Annotated in this window: 29 protein-coding genes; 17 read left to right on the top strand and 12 right to left on the bottom strand. The window is 67.3% G+C overall.

The window, feature by feature from the left end; genetic code table 11:
- The first annotated feature begins 38 nt into the window (after positions 1-38).
- Positions 39-401: a DUF2510 domain-containing protein gene (locus CQY20_RS20495; RefSeq protein WP_097941940.1), complete on the top strand. Its 363-nt coding sequence runs from the start codon at positions 39-41 to the stop codon at positions 399-401.
- On the opposite strand, the gene CQY20_RS20490 is transcribed toward CQY20_RS20495, so the two are convergent.
- Positions 377-1,390 (bottom strand): oxygenase MpaB family protein, encoded by a 1,014-nt coding sequence (locus CQY20_RS20490; protein ID WP_097941916.1) that lies wholly within the window; start codon positions 1,388-1,390, stop codon positions 377-379. The genes CQY20_RS20495 and CQY20_RS20490 overlap by 25 nt on opposite strands.
- Positions 1,391-1,457: 67 nt before the next feature.
- Between CQY20_RS20490 and CQY20_RS20485 the strand changes: the two genes are divergently transcribed.
- Complete coding sequence (locus tag CQY20_RS20485; RefSeq protein ID WP_097941915.1) at positions 1,458-2,051, top strand: TetR/AcrR family transcriptional regulator; 594 nt, start codon at positions 1,458-1,460, stop codon at positions 2,049-2,051.
- Between the two features lie 24 nt (positions 2,052-2,075).
- Here CQY20_RS20485 and CQY20_RS20480 read toward each other — a convergent pair whose 3' ends face one another.
- Complete coding sequence (locus CQY20_RS20480) at positions 2,076-2,543, bottom strand: hypothetical protein (RefSeq protein WP_097941939.1); 468 nt, start codon at positions 2,541-2,543, stop codon at positions 2,076-2,078.
- A gap of 276 nt (positions 2,544-2,819) precedes the next feature.
- On the opposite strand from CQY20_RS20480, the gene CQY20_RS20475 reads away from it, so the two are divergent.
- From CQY20_RS20475 to phoU, 4 genes are all read left to right on the top strand, one after another.
- Positions 2,820-3,818, top strand: a complete 999-nt coding sequence (locus CQY20_RS20475; RefSeq protein WP_163701190.1) for an acyl-ACP desaturase — start codon at positions 2,820-2,822, stop codon at positions 3,816-3,818.
- 17 nt (positions 3,819-3,835) lie between these two features.
- Positions 3,836-4,969 carry a tRNA dihydrouridine synthase DusB gene (gene dusB, locus CQY20_RS20470; RefSeq protein ID WP_097941913.1) on the top strand — a complete coding sequence of 378 codons (1,134 nt, stop codon included), beginning with the start codon at positions 3,836-3,838 and terminating at the stop codon, positions 4,967-4,969.
- 179 nt (positions 4,970-5,148) lie between these two features.
- Complete coding sequence (locus CQY20_RS20465) at positions 5,149-7,365, top strand: LCP family glycopolymer transferase (protein ID WP_097941912.1); 2,217 nt, start codon at positions 5,149-5,151, stop codon at positions 7,363-7,365.
- Between the two features lie 94 nt (positions 7,366-7,459).
- Complete coding sequence (phoU, locus tag CQY20_RS20460) at positions 7,460-8,125, top strand: phosphate signaling complex protein PhoU (RefSeq protein WP_097941911.1); 666 nt, start codon at positions 7,460-7,462, stop codon at positions 8,123-8,125.
- Here phoU and CQY20_RS20455 read toward each other — a convergent pair.
- Positions 8,122-8,628: a MarR family transcriptional regulator gene (locus tag CQY20_RS20455; RefSeq protein ID WP_163701193.1), complete on the bottom strand. Its 507-nt coding sequence runs from the start codon at positions 8,626-8,628 to the stop codon at positions 8,122-8,124. The genes phoU and CQY20_RS20455 overlap by 4 nt on opposite strands.
- Positions 8,629-8,706: 78 nt before the next feature.
- Between CQY20_RS20455 and CQY20_RS20450 the strand changes: the two genes are divergently transcribed.
- Positions 8,707-9,678: a quinone oxidoreductase family protein gene (locus tag CQY20_RS20450; protein ID WP_097941909.1), complete on the top strand. Its 972-nt coding sequence runs from the start codon at positions 8,707-8,709 to the stop codon at positions 9,676-9,678.
- A gap of 12 nt (positions 9,679-9,690) precedes the next feature.
- Here the strand turns inward: CQY20_RS20450 and pstB are convergent, their stop codons facing one another.
- The 6 genes from pstB to CQY20_RS20420 form a co-directional block, all read right to left on the bottom strand.
- Positions 9,691-10,467: a phosphate ABC transporter ATP-binding protein PstB gene (gene pstB / locus CQY20_RS20445; RefSeq protein WP_097941908.1), complete on the bottom strand. Its 777-nt coding sequence runs from the start codon at positions 10,465-10,467 to the stop codon at positions 9,691-9,693.
- A gap of 12 nt (positions 10,468-10,479) precedes the next feature.
- The gene (gene pstA / locus CQY20_RS20440) at positions 10,480-11,394 is read right to left on the bottom strand and encodes a phosphate ABC transporter permease PstA (protein ID WP_097941907.1); all 915 of its coding nucleotides are present in this window, start codon (positions 11,392-11,394) and stop codon (positions 10,480-10,482) included.
- Complete coding sequence (pstC, locus tag CQY20_RS20435; protein ID WP_097941938.1) at positions 11,391-12,446, bottom strand: phosphate ABC transporter permease subunit PstC; 1,056 nt, start codon at positions 12,444-12,446, stop codon at positions 11,391-11,393. The genes pstA and pstC overlap by 4 nt, the downstream gene beginning before the upstream one ends.
- A 47-nt stretch (positions 12,447-12,493) precedes the next feature.
- Positions 12,494-13,627, bottom strand: a complete 1,134-nt coding sequence (gene pstS, locus CQY20_RS20430) for a phosphate ABC transporter substrate-binding protein PstS (protein WP_097941906.1) — start codon at positions 13,625-13,627, stop codon at positions 12,494-12,496.
- A 110-nt stretch (positions 13,628-13,737) separates the two neighbouring features.
- Positions 13,738-14,628, bottom strand: coding sequence for a mycothiol synthase (gene mshD, locus CQY20_RS20425; protein ID WP_371871120.1), 891 nt, complete (start codon positions 14,626-14,628; stop codon positions 13,738-13,740).
- 35 nt (positions 14,629-14,663) lie between these two features.
- Positions 14,664-15,446: a winged helix-turn-helix transcriptional regulator gene (locus CQY20_RS20420; protein WP_097941936.1), complete on the bottom strand. Its 783-nt coding sequence runs from the start codon at positions 15,444-15,446 to the stop codon at positions 14,664-14,666.
- Between the two features lie 156 nt (positions 15,447-15,602).
- On the opposite strand from CQY20_RS20420, the gene lmeA reads away from it, so the two are divergent.
- From lmeA to CQY20_RS20380, 8 genes are all read left to right on the top strand, one after another.
- On the top strand, positions 15,603-16,418 hold the full coding sequence (gene lmeA / locus CQY20_RS20415) for a mannan chain length control protein LmeA (protein WP_097941905.1): 816 nt from the start codon (positions 15,603-15,605) through the stop codon (positions 16,416-16,418).
- A complete protein-coding gene (locus tag CQY20_RS20410; RefSeq protein ID WP_097941904.1) occupies positions 16,415-16,843 on the top strand; it encodes a thioredoxin family protein in 429 nt (142 codons plus the stop codon). Before lmeA ends, CQY20_RS20410 begins: the two co-directional genes overlap by 4 nt.
- Complete coding sequence (locus CQY20_RS36215; RefSeq protein WP_371871062.1) at positions 16,843-16,965, top strand: Ms5788A family Cys-rich leader peptide; 123 nt, start codon at positions 16,843-16,845, stop codon at positions 16,963-16,965. Before CQY20_RS20410 ends, CQY20_RS36215 begins: the two co-directional genes overlap by 1 nt.
- Before the next feature lie 97 nt (positions 16,966-17,062).
- Positions 17,063-17,548, top strand: coding sequence for a DUF4395 domain-containing protein (locus tag CQY20_RS20405; RefSeq protein WP_097941903.1), 486 nt, complete (start codon positions 17,063-17,065; stop codon positions 17,546-17,548).
- Positions 17,549-17,583: 35 nt separating this feature from the next.
- Positions 17,584-18,417 (top strand): sulfurtransferase, encoded by an 834-nt coding sequence (locus CQY20_RS20400; protein ID WP_097941902.1) that lies wholly within the window; start codon positions 17,584-17,586, stop codon positions 18,415-18,417.
- 1 nt (position 18,418) lies between these two features.
- The gene (locus tag CQY20_RS20395) at positions 18,419-18,721 is read left to right on the top strand and encodes a DUF1416 domain-containing protein (RefSeq protein ID WP_097941901.1); all 303 of its coding nucleotides are present in this window, start codon (positions 18,419-18,421) and stop codon (positions 18,719-18,721) included.
- 149 nt (positions 18,722-18,870) lie between these two features.
- Positions 18,871-19,527, top strand: a complete 657-nt coding sequence (locus CQY20_RS20385; protein ID WP_097941900.1) for a heme-binding beta-barrel domain-containing protein — start codon at positions 18,871-18,873, stop codon at positions 19,525-19,527.
- On the top strand, positions 19,527-19,787 hold the full coding sequence (locus CQY20_RS20380; RefSeq protein WP_097941899.1) for a hypothetical protein: 261 nt from the start codon (positions 19,527-19,529) through the stop codon (positions 19,785-19,787). Before CQY20_RS20385 ends, CQY20_RS20380 begins: the two co-directional genes overlap by 1 nt.
- Positions 19,788-19,814: 27 nt before the next feature.
- Here the strand turns inward: CQY20_RS20380 and CQY20_RS20375 are convergent, their stop codons facing one another.
- A complete protein-coding gene (locus CQY20_RS20375; protein WP_234816333.1) occupies positions 19,815-20,660 on the bottom strand; it encodes an ABC transporter substrate-binding protein in 846 nt (281 codons plus the stop codon).
- Positions 20,661-20,960: 300 nt separating this feature from the next.
- Entirely contained in the window at positions 20,961-21,839 is an 879-nt protein-coding gene (locus CQY20_RS20370) for an aminodeoxychorismate lyase (protein WP_097941897.1), read from the bottom strand.
- 33 nt (positions 21,840-21,872) lie between these two features.
- Between CQY20_RS20370 and ygfZ the strand changes: the two genes are divergently transcribed.
- Both ygfZ and CQY20_RS20360 read left to right on the top strand, forming a co-directional pair.
- Positions 21,873-22,946, top strand: coding sequence for a CAF17-like 4Fe-4S cluster assembly/insertion protein YgfZ (gene ygfZ, locus CQY20_RS20365; protein WP_097941896.1), 1,074 nt, complete (start codon positions 21,873-21,875; stop codon positions 22,944-22,946).
- A gap of 136 nt (positions 22,947-23,082) precedes the next feature.
- Positions 23,083-23,259: a DUF3073 domain-containing protein gene (locus CQY20_RS20360; RefSeq protein WP_097941895.1), complete on the top strand. Its 177-nt coding sequence runs from the start codon at positions 23,083-23,085 to the stop codon at positions 23,257-23,259.
- Positions 23,260-23,296: 37 nt separating this feature from the next.
- Here the strand turns inward: CQY20_RS20360 and purM are convergent, their stop codons facing one another.
- A complete protein-coding gene (purM, locus tag CQY20_RS20355) occupies positions 23,297-24,370 on the bottom strand; it encodes a phosphoribosylformylglycinamidine cyclo-ligase (RefSeq protein WP_097941894.1) in 1,074 nt (357 codons plus the stop codon).
- Positions 24,371-24,431 lie beyond the last annotated feature (61 nt).

The following is a 24,431-nucleotide window of genomic DNA, read 5'->3' as shown; positions in this document are numbered from 1 at the left end:
TGCCAAAGCTGCGTCCACCAGTGGGTAGCATCGGCAAGGTGCTCTACCAGCAAGCTCGGCGGCCGTTCTGGCAGCGTCACCCCGTGGTGGCCGCCTGCGCCGTCGCCGCCACCGCCTGGTTGCTACTGAACGGGGCGCACGTCCTCGTCGCGGTCATCGGCATCGCCTGGCTGGCACTGGCCATCCGCCGACGCCGGCGCGCGATCGCCCTGCGCGATGCGGGGCTGCGTGCCCGCGCCGAATACGAGCATCTGTTGAGCCTGCGCGGCGATCCGCGCGGCATCTACGGGCGTTATCCGCCCGTGCAGCAGGGCTGGTATCCGGATCCGCGGAACCGTTGCCGGCTAAGGTATTTCGACGGCGCAATGTGGACGGGCTACACCGCCTCCGCCGGGCAGTAGTGGTGTCCGTCGCCGCGGTACTCGACCGGCGGCAGGTTACGCGCCGGGGTGTGCACCAGCGGGGCGTCCGCGGGAATGCGGCCCGTCGCGCGGTCCCACCCGCTGCGGGCGCGCGGATGCATGCGCCTGCGCTTGGGCAGCAGTTTGAACGTCAGGTTGACGAGCCGACCGAACAGGTGGTGCAGCCGCTCCTGGCGCGCCGACCACGTATAGCCCATCAGTTCGCGCACCGGCGGATCGTAGAGGCCGACGGTGACGAAGACGAAAAACCGCTGCGCGAGCTTGAGCTGGATGCGCCATAGCCAGTCGGGAATCCACTGAAGCGACGGATGCTTGGGCATGGTGGACAGGTCGAGCACCGCGCGCGCCGCCCAGTTGTTCTCTAACACGTTGCAGCACATGTGATCCCAGTACTCCTGGAATTCCTCCCACGTCTTCGGCACGGGCCGCATGCTCATCCCGTACATCCGGTACCAGGTGATGTGCTCATCGAACAGCTGGCGCTTCTCGTCTTCGGTGAGCCCGTCGCCGAAATGCTCGGCGGTCAGGATCGTGCCCATGAAGAAGGTGGAGTGCGCCCAGTAGAAGACGTCCGGGTTCAGTGCGCTGTAGCGGCGGCCCTGCTCGTCGACGCCCTTGATGCCGATGTGGTAGTCGCGAACCTCGGCGCCGGTCGCGAGCGCTCGGTCGCCGTCGAAGACCACGCCGCTGATCGGATACAACGACCGGAACAGCCGTGGCATGCGCTCCATGAAGAAGATCGAGTGGTCCTTGACCGCGGCGCCCAACTGCGGGTGCATGTTCTGCATCGAACCGGCCCACACCCCCTGCAGCACGCCGCGCCAGTCGCCGAAGAGCCGCCACGTCAGCGAGTCCGGCCCGAGCGGTTCCGGTGGGGCGTCGTATCCGCCGCCAGACACCGGGCAGCCCGCCGCCATGGACGCGCTCGTGCTGGTCACGGGGCATGCCTCGGACGTATCTTGAGTCACTGGGTGTTTCCGATCGGCTCAGATGGCATTCTGACTACGTACGTTGTCAACTGAGTCTAGGAGTGATGTGGCTTCCGGTCAACGACGGGGGCGCTGGTCGGGCGTTCCCCTGCAGGACCGCCAGGCGCTGCGCCGCGACGAACTGATCGCCGCGGGTGTGCAGTTACTCGGCGGCGAGGGCGGGCCCGCGCTGACCGTGCGCGCCGTCTGCCGGGCGGCCGGCCTCACCGAACGCTACTTCTACGAAAGCTTCTCCGATCGCGACGAATTCGTCCGGGCGGTCTACGACGACGTGTGCGCCACGGCCATGTCGACGCTGTCGACGGCCACCACCGCACGCGAGGCCGTGGAGCGCTTCGTCGCCCTGATGGTCGACGACCCGACCCGCGGGCGCGTGCTTCTACTCACGCCCACGGTCGAGCCGGTGCTGACCCGCTCGGGCGCCAGCTGGATGCCGATATTCATCGAACTGCTGCAGCGCAAGGTCACCCGGATCACCGAGATCGCCGACCCCGCCGCACAGGCGATGGCGGCCACGGGCCTGCTCGGCGCCCTGACCGCGCTGTTCATCGCCTATTTGGACGGCCGCCTCACGGCCACCCGCGAGGAGTTCATCGACCACTGCGTCGACATGCTGCTCAATCGGGTCTCGAGCCTATAGGCGCCGCCGCGAAGGATAAGTCGACTAGCCGGTCGGAATTTCGGGCTCAGTGTCACCGGGCAGTTCGCCCGCCTGAGTCAGTTCGTCCTGCTCGTTCTGTGCAGCCTCGGCTGCCGCCTCAGCCTTGGCCTGGAAATCCCGGCCTGCGGGGCTGCCCAAGGATGCGCCCGGCGTGGTGGCCGTCGCGGCGCCGCGGTTGCAGTTCAGTGTGAGCAGCACTTCGCTGTCGGCGTGGCCGAACTCGCCTTCGCTGTCGCGCACGAACGGAGCGTCGGTGGCGTTGGTGACCAGACAATCACCCATCGCGTCCTGGCGGTCGCCGACGGTCACTGCGATCTTGGCCGTGCCGCCTCCGTCCTCAATCTCCGAGACTGCGTCTCCGTACGTCATTCCCACCACATCGGGTGCCGCGGACGCGATGCCCGCGCCAAACAGTCCGAGCGCCCCGATGGCAACCCCGGCGGCGCCGACGGTGCTGGCCGAAACGATCATCTTCTTCACATGCCCACCTATGTCTGAGGTTTACGGTTGCGAGGAGTTTAGGCACGGTTCGTTGCCTGCGGAAACTGTACCGCCGAGAGGCGCGGCCCGCGAGCAGTACGACGATGTCCGACCAGCGAAGAGGCGGCGAAATCGTGACCATTCCGTCGCTGCGGACCCGGCGAGGCGAACTTGATGTCACCGGGATACACAGATATATTGAGTGCAACCCAGAGGTACAGATAAATGGATGATGGGTCCCCCGCACCGACATAAGAACGGAAGCTGATGCACGAGAACCTGACCGACCTGCACCTGCTGCATGAGCTCGAGCCAGTCGTTGAGAAGTACCTGAACCGTCACCTGTCGATGCGGAAGGATTGGAATCCGCACGACTACATCCCCTGGTCGGACGGCAAGAACTTCTACGCGCTGGGCGGCCAGGACTGGGATCCCGAGCAGTCGCAGCTGTCCGAGGTGGCCCAGGTCGCGATGGTGCAGAACCTGCTGACCGAGGACAACCTGCCGGCGTATCACCGCGAGATCGCGATGAACTTCGGCATGGACGGCGCCTGGGGCCAATGGGTGAATCGGTGGACCGCCGAAGAGAACCGGCACGGCATCGCGCTGCGCGACTATCTCGTCGTAACCCGTGCGGTGGACCCCGTCCAGCTGGAGGAACTCCGCCTCGAGCAGGTGACCCGCGGCTTCAGCCCGGGCCAGAATCACCAGGGCGATCTGTTCGCCGAGAGCCTGTTCGACTCCGTCATCTACGTGACGTTCCAGGAGCTCGCGACTCGCGTGTCGCACCGCAACACCGGTAAGGCATGCAACGAGACCATTGCCGACCAGCTGCTGGCGCGGGTCTCGGCCGACGAGAACCTGCACATGATCTTCTACCGCGACGTCTCGGAGGCCGGCTTCGAGATCGCGCCGGACCAGGCGATGCACTCGCTGCACCGCGTGCTGCGCAACTTCAAAATGCCCGGCTTCACGGTGCCGGAGTTCCGGCGCAAGGCCGTGATCATCGCCGTCGGCGGCGTGTACGACCCGCGCATCCACCTCGACGACGTGGTGATGCCGGTGCTGAAGAAGTGGCGCATCTTCGAGCGCGAGGACTTCACGGGCGAGGCCGCGCGGATGCGCGACGACCTCGGCAAGCTGGTCGAGGAGCTCGAGCAGGCCTGCGACAAGTTCGAGGTCGCCAAGCAGAAGCGCCTCGAGCGTGAGGCGAAGAAGGCCGAAAAGCTGACTGCGAAGAGGGTTCTGGCGACATCGCCGTCCTGACCGGATCCCGCGCGCAGTTGCGGATCGGACCCATCACCCTGGCCAGTCCGGTCGTGCTGGCCCCCATGGCCGGGGTCACCAACGTCGCGTTCCGCACGCTGTGCCGCGAACTCGAACAAGCCCGGGCCGGAACGGTCAGCGGGTTGTACGTCTGTGAGATGGTGACGGCCCGCGCGCTCGTCGAGCGCCACCCCGCCACCATGCACATGACGACGTTCGGGCCCGACGAGTCACCGCGCTCGCTGCAGCTGTACGCCGTCGATCCTGACAACACCTACGCCGCGGCCAAGATGATCGCCGACGAGGGCCTGGCCGACCACATCGACATGAACTTCGGCTGCCCCGTGCCGAAGGTGACGCGCCGAGGCGGAGGCGCCGCGTTGCCGTTCAAGCGCAAGCTCTTCGGCCAGATCGTGGCCGCTGCTGTGCGCGCGACGGAGGGCTCGAACATCCCCGTCACGGTCAAGTTCCGCATCGGCATCGACGACGAGCACCACACCCATCTGGACGCGGGCCGCATCGCTGCGGAAGAGGGTGCGGCCGCCGTCGCGCTGCACGCCCGCACCGCGGCGCAACGCTATTCCGGTGCCGCCGACTGGGACCAGATCGCCGCGCTCAAGGCGCATGTCACCAGCATTCCGGTGCTCGGCAACGGCGACATCTTCGAGGCCGACGACGCACTGGCGATGATGGCGGCGACGGGCTGCGACGGCGTCGTGATCGGCCGTGGCTGCCTCGGCAGGCCGTGGCTGTTCGCCGAGCTGTCCGACGCGTTCGCGGGCCGCCACAGTGTGACACCGCCCACACTCGGCGAGGTGGCCGCGATCATCCGCAGACATGGCGAGCTGCTGTCGGCCCACTTCGGCGAGGACAAGGGCATGCGCGACATCCGCAAGCACATCGCCTGGTATCTGCACGGTTTTCCGGCGGGTGCCGAGCTTCGCCGCGCGCTTGCGCTCGTCAAAACCCGCGATGAGCTCGACGTGCTGCTCGACAAGCTGGATCCGGACGTGCCGTTCCCGCCCGAAGCGGCCGGACCACGCGGCCGCCAGGGCTCGCCCGCCTCGGTGGCGCTGCCGGAGGGATGGCTGGCCGACCCGGACGATTGCACCGTGCCCGTCGGGGCCGACGTGATGCATTCCGGTGGATAAACCGAGACCGTCTCGAGATTACGTCTCTCAGGTTCTCTCAGTACGATATGGATCTTGTCGCATTCGGCCTCAGCCGTGGGGCCGATGGATATTGCCGCTGTAAACCAGGGTTTTGGCAGCGCAGCGATTGATGCGCATTTGCGTGCCCGCTGCTCGTAGGGTCGGAGGCAGAGAGGGACATGAGTGACGGCGATAACGCCACTCCTCGTCGCCCGCGCGCGTCTGACGTAAACGACGCCAATCAGTGGCTTACCCGATCCCCGCGGCCCCCGCGAGCCGCCGCGCCGTGGGAGCGTGGGGCGGCCGCCGAGCCCCCTGCCAACGATCCCGACAAGCCCGAGGAACAGGACACCCCACCGCCCACCGGCAACCACACCGCGGGTGTGACGGTGGCCGACCTGATCGCAAAGATCACCGGTTCGACGCCCACCGACCTGCCCGGCAGGCACGCCACCGCCGAACCGGAATCATCGGAACAGCCGGAACCACCGGAAGCTCCGGAGCCATCAGAGCCTCGCAGGCCCGCGCCGGCGCCCGAGCAACCCCGCCCTGCGCCGTCGCCCAGGCAACAGAAGCCACCACGCCAGCCGCGGCTACTGCGACCCCCCAAGCCGCAGTCCGACGACGACGCGCCCCGCGTGCCCTACATGGCGGATCCCGACACCGAGGTCATCCCCGCGGTCTCCTACGCCGACGAGCTCCCCGATCTGGAGGAGCTGCGGCAAGCCCGGGATGAACGCGTCGGCCCGCAGCGGGTGGGCGAGCCATCCGACGAGCCGGTCGAGGCGCCGAAGAAGCGCAAGTCGACCCGGCGGGCCGTGATGGCCGGCCGGTCGCTGGCCGCGGCGCTCGCGGTGCTGGCGCTCGTGATGACCGGCGGGGCCTGGCAGTGGCAGTCGGCCAAGAACAACATGCTCAACCGGGTCTCCGCACTGGATCCCGACTCGCGAGACATCGTCGACCCCAATGCGCAGTACGGCGACGAGAACTTCCTGATCGTCGGGATCGACAGCCGCTTCGGCGAGAACGCCGAGATGGGCGCCGGCGACACCGAGGACGCGGGCGGCGCCCGCTCCGACACCGTCATGCTGGTGAACATCCCCGCGAACCGGGAACGTGTTGTGGCCGTGTCGTTTCCGCGTGACCTGGCCATCGAACCGATGAAGTGCGAGGCCTGGAATCCCGAGACCGGCGAGTACGGCCCGCTCTATGACGAGCAGTCCGGAACCTACGGCCCCGACGAGGTGTACACCGAGACCAAGCTGAATTCGGCGTTCGCCTTCGGCGGCCCCAAGTGCCTGGTGAAGGTCATCCAGAAGCTGTCCGGCCTGTCCATCAACCGCTTCATGGCCGTCGATTTCGCGGGGTTCTCCAAGATGGTCGACGCGCTCGGCGGCGTCGAGGTGTGCAGCACCACCCCGCTGGAGGACTACGAGCTGGGCACGGTGCTGCCCAACGCGGGGCGCCAGATCGTCGACGGGCACACCGCGCTGAACTATGTGCGCGCCCGGCAGGTGACCACCGAGACCAACGGCGACTACGGCCGCATCAAGCGCCAGCAGCTGTTCCTGTCGTCGCTGTTGCGCTCGCTGATCTCCAAAGAGGTCTTCTTCTCGCTCAACAAGCTCAACAACGTCGTCAACCAGTTCATCAACGACAGCTACGTCGACAACATCGGCACCAAGGACCTGGTGCAACTCGGCCAGTCGTTGCAGAACGTCAACGCGGGCCGCATCACGTTCTTGACCGTCCCGACGACGGGCTACATGGACGAGTGGGGCAACGAGCACCTGCGGGAGGAAGACACCCGCGCCATCTTCGACGCGATCATCAACGACGACCCTTTGCCGGAGGAGAAGAACCCCGACGACACCCCGGTGCCGGGTACGCCGGAGTCGATGGCCAGCCAGACGCCGGAGTCGCCGACGAGCGAGGCGCCGGCCGCACCGGAATCTGCGCAGCCCGAGGAGAGCAGCGAGATCGTCGACGCGGTCACGACCGACCCGGCGTTGGTGACCGTCCAGGTGTCGAATTCCACCGGGCAGGACGGGCTCGCCTCCGCTGCGGCAAGCGAATTGCAGCAGCACGGCTTCAACGTGGAGACACCCGACGACTACCCGGGGCCGCTGGAGCAGACGACCGTGTTCTTCTCGCCGGGCAACGAGCAGGCTGCCGCCACGGTGGCCTCGGCGTTCCCCGAGCCGACGATCGAGCGGGTCAACGGCAAGGGTGACACCGTCCAGGTGGTGCTCGGCTCCGACTTCTCCTCCGTCGGCGCGCCCAAGCCGAGCGGCTCGCCGGTCCAGGTGGAGGTGATGCACGGCAGCCACAGCAGCCCGACCCAGCTGCCGGAGGATCTGACGGTCACCAACGCCGCCGACACCAGCTGCGGATAGCGTCGGTGGACCGACGCCATTTTGGCAGGTGGCATTCACCTTTCGTTCACGTGCGCGTCGTGACCATTCACCTGATCAGCCGTAGGCTGGCCGCATGCGTACCGCGTACCACGAGCAGCTTGAGGCGCTGACCAACCAGCTCGGCGAGATGTGCGGGCTGGCAGGCGCCGCGATGGAGCGCGCGACCCAGGCCCTGCTGCAGGCCGATCTAGTGCTGGCCGAGCAGGTGATCACCGACCATGAGCAGATCGCGGCGATGAGCGCGAAAGCCGAGGAGCAGGCATTCGTCCTGCTCGCCCTGCAGGCGCCGGTGGCGGGCGACCTGCGCGCCATCGTCAGCGCGATTCAGATCGTCGCCGATGTCGACCGGATGGGCGCGTTGGCCCTGCATGTCGCCAAGATCGCCCGGCGCCGCCATCCCCAGCATGCGCTGCCCGAGGAGGTCAACGGCTATTTCGCCGAAATGGGCCGGGTCGCAGTCGAATTGGGCAACAGCGCCCAGGAGGTGCTGCTGACCCGCGATCCCGAGAAGGCGGCGCGTATCCATGAGGAAGACGACGCGATGGACGACCTGCACCGGCACCTGTTCAGCGTGTTGATGGACAAGGAGTGGAAGCACGGTGTCACCGCGGCTGTCGATGTGACGCTGCTGAGCCGCTTCTACGAACGCTTCGCCGACCACGCCGTCGAGGTGGCCCGCCGCGTCATCTTCCAGGCCACCGGCAAGTTCCCCGACGACGAACAGCTACCGGCACGCTAATCACCCGGGGTGAGCCGGACGCCGACCTTGCGCGCCGTCATCAGATCGGCCAGCACCTCGGTCAGCACCGCCAACTCGGCGTTGGTGTAACGCGACAGGAAGTCACGAAGGCCTGCGGCAATCTCCTCGTGCATTTGACGGTGCACCTCGGCGACCAGTTCACCGTCGGACGTCAGGCGCAACTCGATCTCCTTGCGATTCCCCGGAACCGGCGAGCGCACCACCAGGCCCGCATCGACTAGTCGCCGCACGTGTTTGGACACCGTGCCCTTCAGCTGTCCCGACCTCGACGCGAGGCCGACGAGGCTGATGGGCCCCTCGGCGATGCCGGCTAGAAGATGCACGGACAATTTCGGCAGCGTGCGCACAACGGGTTCCAGCCGTCGCGGGCAGCGCTGCGCGATGTAGTCCCGCTCGGCGTCGCTCTCGTCGGCGCTGAACTTGTCGCCCACGGCGCCGATCAGCTCGGTGATGTCCGATATCAACGCCGATTTAGTTTTCACGGAAACCATCTTGTCATCCGCTGCAAGCCTGTCTAGATTGTTTCCATGGAAACAATAGTCTGAGCTCGAAGGAGCCGCATGAAGGCAGCCGTCGTCGACGAATGGGGCGCCGTCCCCCGCTACACCGACTTCCCCGACCCGGATCCACGCAACGGAGACGTCGTCGCCACCGTTGAAGCAGCGGCTCTGACCAACCTGACGCGCGGGATCGTGTCGGGAACACACTACGCCAGCAAGGACTTACAGCTGCCCGCCGTCCCGGGGTTCGACGGCGTCGCGCGCCTCGACGACGGCCGCCGGGTCTACACCAGCGCAGTGGCCCGGTACGGCACGATGGCCGATCGCACCCTCGTCAACCCGAACGCTGTGGTGGAGGTCCCCGAGGGTGTCGACTCGGTCACCGCTGCGGCCGTGCCCAACCCCGGCATCTCGGCATGGACGTCGCTCGAATACGCGGCCGCGGTGAAACCGGGTGACCACGTCCTGGTGCTCGGCGCGACCGGGGTGACCGGATCGGTCGCGGTGCAGCTGGCCAAGTCGGAGTTCGGGGCGGGACGGGTGGTCGCGGTGGGCCGCGACGTCGCGCGGCTTCAGTGGCTGCGCACTGTCGGCGCCGACGCCACGATTACCCTCGGCGACGACGACTTCACTGCCACGCTCGGCGCGATGCACGCCGAGAAGCCATTCGATGCGGTCCTCGACTACCTGTGGGGCAAACCCGCCGAAACCGTGCTGGAGACACTGGGCTCGAGCCAGGCGGAGGCTTACCACCTGACGCGATACATCGAGATCGGGTCGATGGCAGGTACGAACATCACCCTGCCGTCAAGCTTGCTGCGCGCCACCGCGATTCAGCTGTCGGGCGTGGGTCTGGGCAACATGCCGCCCGATGTGATGGCACGCGTGCGTGCCGAAGCGCTGCCGCGGCTGTTCGACATGGCGGCGGCAGGCAAGCTGCAGCTGCGCACGGCGACGCGGCCCCTTGCCGAGGTGGAGCAGGCGTGGACGGCCGGCGAGAAGTCCGGCACGCGGCTGGTGCTCGTCCCCTGAGCCGACGCGGGTTCAGCCGAAGCGGCCGGAAATGTAGTCCTCTGTCGCCTTTTTCGTCGGGTTGGAGAAGATCTTCTCGGTGTCGTCCATCTCGATGAGCCTGCCCGGCTTGCCCGTCGCCTCGAGGTTGAAGAACGCGGTCTGGTCGCTCACACGCGCGGCCTGCTGCATGTTGTGCGTGACGATGACGATCGTGTAGTCCTGCTTCAGCTCGGCGATCAGGTCTTCGATCGCCAGGGTCGAGATCGGGTCCAGCGCCGAACACGGTTCGTCCATCAGCAGCACATCGGGCTGAACCGCGATGGCGCGGGCGATGCAGAGACGCTGCTGCTGGCCACCCGACAGCCCGCCGCCGGGTTTGTCCAGCCGGTCCTTGACCTCGTTCCACAGGTTGGCGCCCCGCAGCGAGCGCTCCGCCACCTCGTCGAGGACCTTCTTGTTGCGCACGCCCTGCAGCTTGAGTCCGGCCACCACATTGTCGCGAATCGACATGGTGGGAAACGGGTTCGGCCGTTGGAAGACCATGCCGATGGTCTTGCGCACGCCGACCGGGTCCACTCCGGGGCCGTAGACGTCCTCGCCGTCGAGCAGGACCGAGCCCTCGACGCGCGCGCCGGGGATGACTTCATGCATGCGGTTCAGCGTGCGCAGCACGGTCGACTTGCCACAACCAGACGGACCGATGAACGCCGTAACGCTTCGCGGTGGGATCGCCATCGAGACGTCCGCCACGGCGTGGAACGACCCGTAGTAGATGTTGACGTCTTTGAGGTCGAGGCGCTTGGCCATTGCGGTGGTCTCCTAGGCCTTTTTGGGGGCAAAGAACTTGGCGAGGAACCGCGCGCCCACATTGAGCAGCGCGATCAGCACGATGAGGGTGAATGCGGCACCCCAGAGCCGGTCTGTCGGAACGGGATTGGCGCCGGCACCCGCCGAGGTCTGGTCGTACATCATGCCCGGCAACGACCCCATGAATCCGTGGAACATGTCGAAGTTGATCGCCTGGGCGTATCCGACCAGGATCAGCAGCGGCGCCGTCTCCCCCATCACGCGGGCCAGCGCCAGCAGAATGCCGGTGACGATGCCCGACAGCGCCGTGGGAATGACAATCGACACGATCGTCCGCCACTTCGTCACGCCCAGCGCGTAGCTGGCCTCGCGCAGATCCATCGGCACGATCCGCAGCATCTCCTCGGTGGAGCGTACGATCACCGGAATCATCAACAGCACCAACGCAAGTGACACCGCGAAGCCCGAGCGCTGGAAGCCAAGGGTCGCGACCCACAGCGCGTAGATGAACAGCGCCGCGACGATCGATGGCACCCCGGTGAGGATGTCGACCATGAAGGTGGTCAGCTTGCCGAGCTTCGTTCCACCGCCGTACTCCACCAGGAAGATGCCGACGAACACGCCGATCGGAATCGAGATGAGCGCGCACACCAAGCCCTGCAGCAGGGTTCCGACAATGGCGTGATAAGCGCCGCCGCCGGGCTGAAACGCCGTCATACCGGCCTGCGAATTCCACCACCAGGTGACCGATGTGACGACGCCGATGCCCTTGGTCACCACGGTGTAGAGCACCCACAGCAAGGGAATCAACGCGATCAGCACCGACAGCGTCACCAAAACCGTTGCGACGTTGTCGAGGACCCTGCGCCGCAGGCTGAGCTTCTGAAAGGTCGGCGCCTTGACAGGACGGTCCAATGTGGCCGTCATGACTTGCTCCTTCCCGCGACAGCGGCACGCGCCAGCGAGTTCACGATGAACGTCAGGATGAACAACACCAGGCCGGCGGCGATGTAAGCCCCCGCCTTGTATTGGTCATTGAATTCCGAAGCGGCAGCGGCGATCTTGCTGGCGAAGGTGTAGCCGGCGTCGAACAGCGACCAACCGAACGCCTGCTGCGTGCCGCGCAGGATGATCAGCAGCGCAACGGTTTCGCCGAGTGCGCGGCCGAGGCCGAGCATGGCACCGCTGATGTAACCGGACATTCCGAACGGCAGCACCGTCGTCTTGACGACCTCCCACCGCGTCGCGCCGAGCGCCAGCGCCGCCTCGATCTGGCCGCGCGGCGTCTGCACGAACACCTCACGGGTGACCGCCGTGATGATCGGCAAGATCATCACCGCCAACACAATTCCGGCGGTGAAGATGGTTCCACCGCCGGCCACCGATGCATTACCGGTCTTGAAAAGAAAGATCCAGCCCAGGTTCTGGTTCAACCACTCGGCGACCGGTTTGAGCACCGGCGCAAGGACATAGAGCCCCCACACGCCGTAGATGATCGACGGCACGGCGGCCAGCAGGTCGACCGTGTACGCCAGCGGGCCTGCCAACCGCCGCGGCGCGTACTGGGTCAAAAAGATCGCGATGCCCAGCGCCACCGGCATCGCCAGCACGAGCGCGAACACCGACACGTATACCGTGACCTGCAGCATGTCGAGGATGCCGAAGTGCATCGCCGAGGTGTCGGTGGTGACCCAATTGCCGCTGTAGAGAAAGAAGTTCTCCTCGTTGCGCGCCAGCGCCGGGATGGCCCGCCACAGCAGGAACGCCCCGATCGCCGCGATGATGACGACGATGAGAACACCGGACCCCTCGGCCAGACCGCGGAAGATGCGGTCGGCCAGGCGAACCTTGGCGCCTTTCGAGGGATTGGTGGAGATGGGCGTCGGCGCGGGATGCGGCGAAGCGATCGCCTCGCCCGATCCCGCTTCCGTCGGATCAGGTAGCCCGCTAGCTTCCGTCACATCGAGCCTATCGGTCATCGGTTTCGGCACCCATCCTCACCGCATTCCCGCTCATCCGCCAGTGACTACGCGATCGCGTCGATGGCTTCGATCGATCTCTCGAGACGCTGTTTGAACGCGTCGGGCAGCGGCACATAGCCCGCCGCCGACAGATTGGCCTGGCCCTCGTTGGCCGCGACGGTCAGAAACGACTTGACCGCGGCGGCGGTGTCGGGGTCGTAGCCCTTCGAGCAGACGATCTCGTAGGTGGCCAACACCAACGGATAGGCGCCGGGCTCCTTGGTGCCATACAGCGAATCCAGGTCCAGCGTCAGGTCGTTGCCCTCGGCGGAGAACTTCGCCGCGTCGATCGCCTTCTTCGCCGACTCGTCGGTCAGCTCCACGGGGCCTGCGCCGCTGTCGATTTGGGCGAACGGCACACCGCCCTGCTCGGCGAAGCCCTTCTCCACGTAGCCGATCGCGCCCGGCGTGGACTGCACGGCCTGCACCACGCCTGCCGACTTCTGCGCGCCCTCACCGGCGCCGCCCTGGAACTCGCTGCCCGAACCCTTCGTCCACGTCTGGGGCGCTGCGGCGGTCAGATACTTCTGGAAGTTGTCGGTGGTGCCCGACGAGTCGGAGCGGTAGATCGGCTTGATGTCGATGTCCGGCAGGGTCGCGCCGGTGTTCAGCGCCGCGATCGCCGGGTCGTTCCACTTCTTGATCTGCCCGGTGAAGATCTTGGCCAGCACGTCACCGGTGACCACGAGCTTGTCGACACCGTCGAGGTTGTAGGCCATCGCCACCGGCCCGAACACCAGCGGCAGGTTCCATGCGGGGTTGCCGCCGCAGCGGTCGGCGGCCTGCTTGACCTGGTCGTCCTTGAGCGGGGAGTCGGAGCCGGCGAAGTCGACCTGCCTGGCGATGAACTGCTCGCGGCCGGCGCCGGAGCCCGTCGGGTTGTAGGACAGGTTCTTGCCGGGGCACACCTGCCCCCAGGCCCTGTTGAACTCCGCGATCGCGTTCTGCTGGGCCGTCGAACCCTCGGCGGTCACCGAATTCTTGCCGCCGCAGTCGGCGGACGACGACGCGGTGCCGGTGCCCGACGCGCCGGTGGTCGGCGCGTTGTTGTCGCTGCCGCACGCCGAGAGCGTCAGGGCGATGAGCGCCGATGCGGACAGCGTCGTAGACAACGCCTTGCCGATGCCGTTGAGCTTCACTTGGTCGAATTTCCCTTCAGGACTCCTGCACGCTTGCGACTCCCGGCAACGTATGCGGCCACGATGGACGAACGGCGGATGGGACGTGAACGAGGGGTGAACACGTACAGCTAATTTGCAGCTGACGCCTCGTAGGCCACATCGACGCTGTACACCTCGAAGCCCAGGCGCCGGTATGTGTTCACCGCCGCCACGTTGTCGGCCTCGACGTAGAGCATCACCGTCGGCTCGGAACTGGCCGCCAACCGCTCGGCGAGATGGTGCAGGCCGACCAGCGTCAGGGTGGCGCCGATGCCGCGGCCCTGCGCGCCCGGGTCGACGCCGACGACGTACACCTCGCCGAGGTCGTCGTTGTGCACCTTGGTCCAGTGAAAACCCAGTAACGCGCCGCTGTCCTCGTCGAAGGCAAGAAACAGCCCGTCGGGGTCGAACCACGGCTCGGCGCGCCGCTCCGCGAGGTCGGCGGCGGTCCAGCCGCCCTGCTCCGGGTGCCAGGCGAACGCGGCGTTGTTCACCCGCAGCAGTTCGGCGTCGTCGTCCTCGCCGCGGTAGGTGTCGATCCGCACCCCGTGCGGCGGTGTCAGCGGGGGCAGGTCGGTCAGGGGGCGGCGCATCTGCAGCAGTTCGCGCGCCGGCCGCAGGCCGATGGCCTGAGCCATCTGCTGGGCGGGTTCCAGATTGCCGTGCGCCCAGATGCGGGTGTCAGGCCCGCCCTCGGCCAGCGCCGTGCGTGCCATCGCCGAGCCGACCCCGCGTCGGCGCCACTGCGGATGGACGACGAGTTCGGCCATCGGCGGGTTGTCGTCGGCGGCGGGCGCGAGGTTGAGGTAGCCCACGATCGTCTGGCCGTCGGTGGCCAGCAGATGCCTGGTGCGGTCGTGGCCCAGTTCGCGCAGTCCCTGGTCACCGACGGGTGCGACGCCGTCGGCCTTCTTCGCCTCGGCGATCATGGTGCGGATTACGCGTTGTTCCTCGTCGGAAAGCTCAGCACGCCAATGGATTTCGGGGCGGGCGTGGTCGGCGCCGGACGGTTCGGTCACTGACTGCGCAGCGGGTCCACCAGCTCTTCGGACAAGCCGATGGACGCGTCGTAGATGTCACCGTCGTCGACGTCGTCTGGCGTCTCGGACGGCTCGGACGGGGTGCGTCCGCGCGCGGGCCGCACCGCCTTGTACCCGACGTTGCGCACCGTGCCGATCAGCGACTCGTATTCGGTGCCGAGCTTGGCCCGCAACCGCCGGACGTGGACGTCGACCGTGCGGGTGCCGCCGAAGAAGTCGTAGCCCCACACCTCCTGCAGTAGCTGTGCCCTGGTGAACACCCGGCCCGCGTGCTCTGCGAGGTACTTCAGCAGCTCGAACTCCTTGTAGGTGAGGTCGAGCGGCCTGCCACGCAGCCGGGCGGTGTAGGTGCCCTCGTCGATGACGAGTTCACCGAGGGTGACCTTGCCCGCGTTCTCCTGGTTCGCCGAGCCACCGCGGCGGCCCACCAGCAGCCGCAGCCGGGCGTCGATCTCGGCTGGGCCGGTGCTTGGCAGCAGGATCTCGTCGAGCCCCCACTCAACGTTCACGGCGACCAGTCCACCCTCGTTGACCACGGCGACCACGGGCACCGACGTGCCGGTCGAGCCGAGCAGCCGGCACAGTCCGCGCGCGGCGGCCAGATCCGTGCGCGCATCGACGATCGCGACGTCCGCGCTGCCCGCCTCCAGCAGCGACGACACCTCGGTCGGCGCCGTGCGAACGGTGTGGGCCAGTAGCGACAGTGAGGGCAGCACCGACTCCGGGTGCGGGTCTGCGGTCAGTAGCAGTAGATCCAAGGGGCCCTCCAGCGTGCCGGGCACAGATTTCGAACGGACAGCGCTGTCTGTTTCGGATACCTTCCAGATTCGTCACCGACATCTGGGCGTTACCGGTGCATCAACGATAACCCGTCATCAGGGCTTTAGCCGCGCCGAGCGGGGTGGCTGGGTCTGGTGGGGAAGAATGTGCGGGTGCGCAAGCTGCTGATCGGGGTGGTTTCGGCCGTCGCCGTGCTGGTGGTCGCGGCGGTCGGCGTCGACTTCGGCGCCGCCATCTACGCCGAATATCGCCTGGCCAGGGCCATCCGCAGCGAGGCGCGGCTGACCTTCGACCCGTATGTCGGCATCATCGGATTCCCCTTCGGTAACCAGGCCCGCGACCGGCGCTTCAAGCAGATCGAGATCCGCGCCAACGGCGTCGACCACCCGATTGCCGGGAAGGTGTCGTATGAGGCCACGCTGTATCAGGTCGGCGTGCCGGCGCAGTCGTGGCTGATCAACGGCGACACCGAGCTGTCGGTGGGCAAGGTGGAAAGCCGCATCATCATCGACTCCACCCATGTCGGGCGCTACATGGGCATAGCTGACCTGCTGGTGGAGGCGCCGCCGAAGGAGACCAACGACCCCACCGGCGGCACCACCGAATCGGGCATCTCGGGAAACACGGGCTTGGTGTTCACCGGCACCCCCAAGGCGGCCGGATTCGACAAGAGGGTGAGTGTCTCGGTGGATCTGTCGGTCGTCGGCCCGGACAAGACCACGCTGGTGTTCACCCCGACGGGTGTGCTGACCGGCGCAGGCACCGCCGACGAGCCGGTGCCCGAGGACAAGAACGACGCCGTGCTCGATGCCTTCAGAACGGCGCTGCCCGGCCAGAAGTTGCCGTTCGGCATCGCTCCGACCAGCGAAGGGGTTCGCGGTTCGGATGTCATCATCGAGGGCATCGCCGAGGGAGTAACCATCACGCTGGACGAGTTCAATCAGTCATGAGCCCCGAGCTGGCCATCGTCGTCGTCGTGCTGATCGCTGCGCTGGGAATCGCGTATGTGATCAACCGGCTGCTCGCCCTGCGCGCGGGCCTGGTCAGCCCGACTCCACAGTCCGACCAGAAGCCGATCGACACTTCCGACCTGGGGCTGTCGCGCACCGGGCCGACGGTTGTGCATTTCGGCGCACAGTGGTGCGGGCCGTGCGAAGGGCTGCGCCGGGTGGTCGAGCAGGTGTGCGCCGAACTGCCCGCGGTGGCGCACGTGGAGATCGACATGGACGCCAATCCTGACGCGGCCCGGCGTCTTTCGGTGTTGTCGTTGCCGACGACGTTCATCTTCGACGCCGATGGCCGGCAGCGCTATCGCGTCAACGGCGTCCCAACCGCCGCTGACCTGCGGTCGGCGCTGACACCGCTGTTGGCTTGATGCCCGTGTCATTGGGTAAGCTGTCCGGCGTGTCCGCCCGCCTCGAGGTGATGCTCACCAAGCGTCGCGCAGTCGATCTGTGCCGCGTCGCGGGCTCTTGCTGTTGTTGTTGTAGCTGCTGAGCGCAGCTGCGCAGTCCGCGCGCTCGCTCGGAGCAGCCCCCGTGTGGCCTGCTCGCAACCAGCCCTATCCAATGCAACAGGAGTGTGACTTCCAGACATGACATCGCAACTGGGACGGCCAGGCGAGGCCGCCGTGCGGGTCGATCAGGTCGACGTTCGCGGACCGCGCTTCGCCGCATGGGTGACCACGGCGGTGCTCATCGTCGCCTTGTTGGCGTCCAGCGTCAGCCCCGCCGCGGCCGCGGTGATCCTCGGGCTGCAGGCCGTGGTGTTCGCGATCGGCGCCTACGGCGGGCCGCGCAGGCACCCGTACGGGCTGCTCTTCGCCAAGCTCGTCGCACCGCGGCTGGGCCCGGTGCGCGAAAAGGAGCCGGTGCCGCCGCTGAAATTCGCGCAGCTGGTCGGGCTGGTCTTCGCCGTCGCCGCTGCGGTTGGATTCGCAATCGGCCTTACCGCACTGGGCCTGACCGCCACGGCGTTGGCGTTGGTGGCGACGTTCCTCAACGCCGCGTTCGCCGTCTGCCTTGGCTGTCAGCTCTACCCGCTGGTGGCGCGCCTGCGCCGCTCCCCCACCCCCGCGTAAGTCTGAAACAGCAAGCAACTGAAAGGAATTCGTTCATGGCTCGCTCCGATGTCCTGGTCACGGCTGACTGGGCCGAGAGCAATCTCGATGCGCCGAACACCGTCTTCGTCGAGGTCGACGAGGACACCTCGGCCTACGATCTCGGCCACATCCCCGGCGCCGTCAAGCTGGACTGGAAGACCGACCTGCAGGATCCGGTGAAGCGCGATTTCGTTGACGCGCAGCAGTTTTCGAAGCTGCTCTCCGATCGCGGCATCAGCAATGACGACACCGTGATCCTCTACGGCGGCAACAACAACTGGTTCGCCGCCTACGCGTACTGGTACTTCAAGCTCTACGGCCACGAGAACGTCAAGCTGCTCGACGGCGGCCGCAAGAAGTGGGAGCTCGACGGCCGTCCGCTGTCGAAGGACCCGGTGAACCGGCCCGCGACCAGCTACACCGCCAAGCAGCCCGACAACAGCATCCGGGCGTTCCGCGACGAGGTCATCGCCGCGATCGGCACCAAGAACCTCGTCGACGTGCGCTCGCCCGACGAGTTCTCCGGCAAGATCCTCGCCCCCGCGCACCTGCCGCAGGAGCAGAGCCAGCGGCCCGGGCATATCCCCGGCGCGATCAACGTTCCGTGGAGCAAGGCGGCCAACGAGGACGGGACCTTCAAGTCCGACGAGGAACTGGCCAAGTTGTACGCCGAGGCCGGCCTGGACGGCGAGAAGGAGACCATCGCGTACTGCCGCATCGGGGAGCGCTCGTCGCACACCTGGTTCGTGCTGAAGGAGATCCTCGGACATCAGAACGTCAAGAACTACGACGGCAGTTGGACGGAATACGGCTCCCTGGTGGGGGCCCCGATCGAGTTGGGAAATTGATATGTGCTCTGCACCCAAGCAAGGACAGACGCTGCCCGCCGGCGTCGATCTCGAGAAGGAGACGGTGATCACCGGACGCGTCGTCGACGGTTCCGGTCAGAGTGTCGGCGGGGCGTTCGTGCGCCTGCTCGACGCCTCTGACGAGTTCACCGCCGAGGTGGTCGCTTCGGCCACCGGCGACTTCCGCTTCTTCGCCGCCCCCGGCACGTGGACCGTGCGTGCGCTGTCGCCGGTCGGCAACGGCGACGTCAGCGTGGCACCGTCGGGCGCGGGCATTCACGAGGTCGACGTCAAGGTCGCGTGATAGCGGTTCAGGCGGATAGGGAGCAACACCCGGTCGCGGACTAGACTCGCGACCGTGGTGTTGTTCTACGAAATCCTGCTTGTCGCGACCGTCGTGCTCATCACCTGGTTCGCGCTGTACGCGCTGTATCGACTCATCACCGACGAATCGTGACCGATGAGCAAGGACCCGTCGCCGGTACTTCAGGCGACCGGGCGGTAGCCGCGGCGGCCGAGCGCGCCAAGGTGACGGCCGTCCGCAACATCCCCGTCTTCGACGATCTGCCTGCGCCCGCCGACACAGCGAACCTGCGCGAGGGCGCCGAGTTGAACGAGTCGCTGCTCGCGCTGCTGCCGTTGGTCGGCGTGTGGCGCGGCGAAGGCGAAGGTCGCGGAGCCGACGGCGATTACCGGTTCGGCCAGCAGATCGTGGTGTCCCACGACGGCGGCGACTACCTGATCTGGGAGTCCCGCTCGTGGCGGCTCACCGAGACCGGCGAATACGAGAGGCCGGGGCTGCGGGAGTCGGGGTACTGGCGCTTCGTCAACGACCCGAACGATCCGACCGAATCGCAGGCGATCGAACTGATGCTCGCCCACTCCGCGGGCTACGTCGAACTGTTCTACGGCAGGCCGCGCAACCAGACCTCGTGGGAACTCGTCACCGATGCGCTGGCGCGCAGCAGGTCCGGGATGCTCGTCGGCGGCGCGAAACGGTTGTACGGCATCGTCGAAGGGGGCGACTTGGCCTACGTGGAGGAGCGGGTCGACGCCGACGGCGGGCTGGTTCCACATCTTTCGGCGCGGCTGGCGAGGTTCGTCGGCTGATGCGCATGCTTCGACTGGCCGCGGTCGTGGCCGCGGCGACGATCGCTGCGGGCTGTTCGTCGAACGACACCACGCCGGAGGAGTCGTCGACGCCGCAGGCGCCCAACGGGCACGGCACCTACGCGAATTGCCTTCAAGAGCACGGTGTTTCGGCTCCGCCAGGACCCGTCGCGGGCCCGCCTCCCGGCACCGACCAGGAGGCGTGGCACAAGGCCACCAAGGCCTGCGCATCGCTGGCGCCCGGCCCCTCGGCGGGCTGATCAACAGCCGGGCAGCCCGGCAGCGGGCTAACCCAGGGCGGGCGCCTTACCCGCTTCCGCAAGCCAGGTCTTCTGCAGCGCCGCTAGAGTGCCGTCGTCGCGTAGCGAGTCCACGGCGGCCGTGACGCACGGCGTCAGCGTGCTGCCCTTGGCAAGCACCAGTCCGAACTGCTCGACATCCTCTGCCACATTTGGCAATTGGCCCAACATGAGGCCGTCGGACAGTTCGTTGGCGACGGAGAACGCGGTCGGCAGATCGGCGACCAGCGCATCGATCTCGCCGGTGTTGAGCGCCAGTTTCGCGTCGCCGTTGGTGTTGTAGACCGCCACCGGGTCGAGGCCGTCGATCGACGTCGCCGCGGTGTAGCTGGTGCTGCCGACCTGAACGCCGATCCGCAGCGGCTTGAGCGCGTCGATGGTCCTGGCGTTGGCCGCGCGGGAGGACTTGACCGTGACGACGGCCTGCGTGACGTCCAGATACGGCGACGAGAAGTCAACGGCGGCCTTGCGCTGGTCGGTGATGGAGAACTCCGCAATGCCGGCGTCGAACTCCTTCCGGCCGGGCTCGAGCGCCGCGTTGAACGGCACCCGCACCCAACGCACGTCCTCACGCTGGTAGCCCAGTTTGCGTGCGACGGCGTAGGCGACGGCGGATTCGAATCCCTCACCGTTCTCCGGATTGTCGCCCATGTACCACGGGGGATAGACGGGTTGGTCGGTGCCGAAGGTGAAGACGCCCTTGTACAGGGTGTCGAGCTTGTCCGGATTGCATTGCGACAGATCCGTCTGCGCGGACTCGGCCGCCGGTGCGCAGCCGACCAGGAAGGCAGCCAGCACCGGGACGATCCGCCGCAGTGAGGGCACGAGCCGCATCATCGCGCACCAGGGGCCAGGAACGCCACCACGGGCGCAAATCTGGGGTGCAGAAATCGGGCGTAGATATGGAGCGGCCCCCGAGCCGCTGATCCTGGTCGGACAAAACCGAGGGGCTCGGGGGCCGGGTGACTGCGGGGAATTCGCCAGCGCGCGCAGGTGACTCCCCGGCGCTGCTAGCTCGCAGCCACCTCACATGTCCATAAGTCAATCAATTTGTCGGACCACCTCCTTCCCTGTGTACGGCTGACCGTACTCGCGCATGCTTAGTGCGACAAGCGATTTTCGGGCGTTGCGCGCTCAGCGATCGCTGACGATAGCGGCGTCGACGAGTTCGGCCAGTTCTGCGGCGATCGGAGACGGCGGCAGAAGCCTTCCGTCGAGGGTGTGCACGCGGGCGGCGAGTGTGATGCTCGACACCAGCCAAACTCCTTGTGCGGCAAACAGATCAGCGGGCTTGAGCGCGCGGTAGTCGCAGTCGTAGCCCTTGTTGCGCGCCACCTCGAACAGCGCCTGCTGTGTGGTGCCGCGCAGGATCGGATACCACGGCGGAGGCGTGAGCAGCCCGAGCCTGCCGTCGATCTCGGTGGCGATCACCACCGTCGAGCGTGGCCCTTCCAACACGTGGCCCTCGGAGCTGATGAAGATCACATCGCCTGCGCCGTGCCGTTCGGCGTGCCGCAGCGCGGCCATGTTCACCGCGTACGACAGCGTCTTCGCGCCGGCCAACAGCCACGGCATATCCGTCGCGCCGTCGGCAGGCAGGTGACGCGCGAGCGTCAGCGCCGCGACCCCGCGAGTGCGGGCGGCGGCGACCCGGCTGGGCACGGCACCGACCATCACGAACGCTGTCGGCTCCGACCCGCTCTCCCGGCCGCGGCTGTAGATCAGCCGCATCACGCCTTCCCCGCCGCCGGCCTCGGTCCAGCGTGCCGCCGCCGTAGCGGCTGCCGCACGCCAGCGCGCCAGGTCCGGCTCGGGCAGGTCCATCAGCCGCGCCGAGTGCGTCAACCTGGCGAGGTGCGCCTCCAGCAGGCATGGCCGCCCGTCCCGCACCAGCAGCGACTCGAAGATCCCGTCACCGCGCACGACGGCCAGGTCGTCGACATGCAGCAGAGGGGTCTGCGGGTCGTGCAACTGCCCGTCGAGCGTGACCACTACGCCCGGTCCGCCCGCCATGGGCCAACAGTGTAGCGCCGTACGATTGGAGCCATGTCAGCAGTTCCCGCGCCCGAATCGGGGCCCGACGCCGGCGTCGCATGGCACTACGGCGATCCGCTCGGCGAGCAGCGGGCCGCGCTGACCGAGGCCGTCGTCATCGACCGATCGCATCGGGCGGTGCTCGTGCTGACCGGCAGCGAGCGCAAGAGTTGGCTGCACAACATCTCCAGCCAGCACGTCAGCGAGCTGCCCGACGGAGCCGTGACGCAGAACCTCAGCCTGGACGGGCAGGGCCGCGTCGAGGATCACTGGATCCAGACCGAACTCGGCGAACGCACCTACCTCGACACCGAGCCGTGGCGCGGCGAGCCGTTGCTGGCCTACCTGCGCAAGATGGTGTTCTGGGCCGACGTCACGATCGAACCGGCGGACATGGCCGTCGTGTCGCTGCTGGGCCCGGCGCTCGACAGCGCGCCCGTGCGGGCCGCGCTCAGCGTCGATTCGCTACCGGCTGAAAACACCGCGGTGGCCCTGCCGGACGGCGGTTTCGTCCGCCGGCTCGGCGGGCCCGGCTTGGAACTGGACCTCGTCGTGCCGCGCGCCAAGGCCGCCGACTGGCTCGAGAAGCTGACGGCGGCAGGTGTGCGGAGGGCAGGGGTATGGACCTATGAAGCACTGCGGGTGGCCGCGCTGCGGCCGCGGCTGGGCGTCGACACCGACGAGCGGACCATTCCGCACGAGGTCGGGTGGATCGGCACCGCGGTGCACCTCGACAAGGGCTGCTACCGCGGCCAGGAGACCGTCGCGCGGGTCCATAACCTGGGAAAACCGCCCCGAATGCTGGTGATGCTGCACCTCGACGGCTCGACCGATCGGCCCGCGGCAGGCGATCCCGTGCTGGCCGGAGGCCGCGTCGTCGGCCGTCTCGGCACCGTCGTCGACCACGTCGACCTCGGGCCCGTCGCCCTCGCTCTGCTCAAGCGCGGGCTGCCCGCCGACACCGCGTTGACAACGGGCGGCGACGTCGAGAGCACCGCCGTGATCGACGCCGACACGGTGCCCGCCCTCGACACGGTCGGCGCGGGCCGGCTGGCGGTCGAGCGGCTGCGCGGCGGCGCACGCTGAGACGATGCGTGGGAGCCTAGGGGCTGCCAGCGGAGCCGAGCCGGGCACGGTAAAGTGTTGGCAGGACAATAAAGACACTCAGATCGGAGCCGCCTGTTATGAAGGCCGCTCCGTTATTGCGCGAGGGGGTCCCCCCATGGGCCGCGGCCGGGCAAAGGCAAAGCAGACCAAGGTTGCTCGTGAGCTCAAATACAGCTCACCGCAGACTGATTTCGAGCGGCTTCAGCGTGAGCTGTCCGGGTCGAGCAACAGTGACACCGACGACGATCTGAACGGCGCCGACTGGGTCGACGAGGACGACTGGCGGCGCTAGCTCGGGTCTTCTCTCGGTCTTTAGGCGGCGCGTACCGTCAGAAGCGCGGGTGCTGCCCCACCAGGTGGGCGCGAGCGCCATCCTTGCTCCCCTTTTTCACGGTGCCCAAAATCCAGCAGTCCAGGTGCCGCGCGGTGAGGATGGCCAGCGCGCGATCGGTGTCCTCGGGGGCGACGACGGCGATCATGCCGACGCCCATGTTGAACGTCTTCTCCATTTCGGCCCGGTCGATGCGGCCGCGCTGGGCGATCATGCCGAACACCGGAGCGGGCGTCCACGTGCCGCGATCGACCTCGGCGACCAGCCCGTGCGGGATAACCCGCTCCAGGTTTCCGGCCAGCCCGCCCCCAGTGACGTGGCAGAACGTGCGCACCTGCGTCTCGGCGGCAAGCGCTAGGCAGTCCTTGGCGTAGATCCGGGTGGGCTCGAGCAACTCTTCGCCGAGCGTCCTGCCGAACTCCTCGACATGGCCGGCCAGATTCATCCGGTCGATCTCCAGCAGGACCTTGCGCGCCAGCGAGTACCCGTTGGAGTGCAACCCGGTCGAGCCCATGCCGATGATCACATCGCCGGGCTTGACCCGGTCCGGGCCGAGCACGTCGTCGGCCTCCACCACGCCGACCCCCGTCGCGGACAGGTCGTAGTGGTCGGGCGCCATCAGCCCGGGATGCTCGGCCGTCTCGCCGCCGAGCAGCGCGCAGCCTGCCATCACACAGCCGTTGGCGATGCCCTCGACGAGCTGGCTGATCCGCTCCGGCACGGTGCGCCCGACGGCGATGTAGTCCTGCAGGAACAGCGGCTCCGCACCGCACACCACGAGATCGTCGACGACCATCGCGACCAGGTCGATGCCGACGGTGTCGTGCTTGTCCATCGCCTGGGCCACCGCCAGCTTGGTGCCGACGCCGTCGGTGGAGGACGCCAGCACCGGCTCGCGGTAGCCGCCGCGCAGTTCGAACAGCCCCGCGAAACCGCCGATTCCGCCGCGTACCTCAGGCCTGGTTGCCTTGTCCGCCAGCGGTTTGATCAGTTCGACGGCGCGGTCACCAGCTTCAATGTCCACCCCGGCCGATGCGTATGAGATGCCGTGTTGTGCGGCGCGATCGGTCATCGCGACCAAATCTACCGGTCGGGGCGATGACGCGGTATGCGCCGGTGACTGTGCGTTTTCT

The organism is Mycolicibacterium agri (genome assembly GCF_002553505.1).
GTDB lineage: Bacteria > Actinomycetota > Actinomycetes > Mycobacteriales > Mycobacteriaceae > Mycobacterium > Mycobacterium agri.
This window is presented reverse-complemented; position numbering and strand designations above follow the sequence as displayed.

Excerpts from the sequence above, each read along its gene's own strand:
- ygfZ (WP_097941896.1), top strand. The coding sequence starts at position 21,873 with ATGTCAGCAGTTCCCGCGCCCGAATCGGGGCCCGACGCCGGCGTCGCA.
- CQY20_RS20375 (WP_234816333.1), bottom strand. The coding sequence starts at position 20,660 with ATGCGGCTCGTGCCCTCACTGCGGCGGATCGTCCCGGTGCTGGCTGCC.
- CQY20_RS20360 (WP_097941895.1), top strand. The coding sequence starts at position 23,083 with ATGGGCCGCGGCCGGGCAAAGGCAAAGCAGACCAAGGTTGCTCGTGAG.
- purM (WP_097941894.1), bottom strand. The coding sequence starts at position 24,370 with ATGACCGATCGCGCCGCACAACACGGCATCTCATACGCATCGGCCGGG.
- CQY20_RS20450 (WP_097941909.1), top strand. The coding sequence starts at position 8,707 with ATGAAGGCAGCCGTCGTCGACGAATGGGGCGCCGTCCCCCGCTACACC.
- pstB (WP_097941908.1), bottom strand. The coding sequence starts at position 10,467 with ATGGCCAAGCGCCTCGACCTCAAAGACGTCAACATCTACTACGGGTCG.
- phoU (WP_097941911.1), top strand. The coding sequence starts at position 7,460 with ATGCGTACCGCGTACCACGAGCAGCTTGAGGCGCTGACCAACCAGCTC.
- CQY20_RS20475 (WP_163701190.1), top strand. The coding sequence starts at position 2,820 with ATGCACGAGAACCTGACCGACCTGCACCTGCTGCATGAGCTCGAGCCA.
- CQY20_RS20400 (WP_097941902.1), top strand. The coding sequence starts at position 17,584 with ATGGCTCGCTCCGATGTCCTGGTCACGGCTGACTGGGCCGAGAGCAAT.
- CQY20_RS20465 (WP_097941912.1), top strand. The coding sequence starts at position 5,149 with ATGAGTGACGGCGATAACGCCACTCCTCGTCGCCCGCGCGCGTCTGAC.
- pstC (WP_097941938.1), bottom strand. The coding sequence starts at position 12,446 with ATGACCGATAGGCTCGATGTGACGGAAGCTAGCGGGCTACCTGATCCG.
- CQY20_RS20405 (WP_097941903.1), top strand. The coding sequence starts at position 17,063 with ATGACATCGCAACTGGGACGGCCAGGCGAGGCCGCCGTGCGGGTCGAT.
- CQY20_RS20395 (WP_097941901.1), top strand. The coding sequence starts at position 18,419 with ATGTGCTCTGCACCCAAGCAAGGACAGACGCTGCCCGCCGGCGTCGAT.
- CQY20_RS20480 (WP_097941939.1), bottom strand. The coding sequence starts at position 2,543 with ATGATCGTTTCGGCCAGCACCGTCGGCGCCGCCGGGGTTGCCATCGGG.
- CQY20_RS20370 (WP_097941897.1), bottom strand. The coding sequence starts at position 21,839 with ATGGCGGGCGGACCGGGCGTAGTGGTCACGCTCGACGGGCAGTTGCAC.
- CQY20_RS20380 (WP_097941899.1), top strand. The coding sequence starts at position 19,527 with ATGCGCATGCTTCGACTGGCCGCGGTCGTGGCCGCGGCGACGATCGCT.
- pstA (WP_097941907.1), bottom strand. The coding sequence starts at position 11,394 with ATGACGGCCACATTGGACCGTCCTGTCAAGGCGCCGACCTTTCAGAAG.
- CQY20_RS36215 (WP_371871062.1), top strand. The coding sequence starts at position 16,843 with ATGCCCGTGTCATTGGGTAAGCTGTCCGGCGTGTCCGCCCGCCTCGAG.
- CQY20_RS20410 (WP_097941904.1), top strand. The coding sequence starts at position 16,415 with ATGAGCCCCGAGCTGGCCATCGTCGTCGTCGTGCTGATCGCTGCGCTG.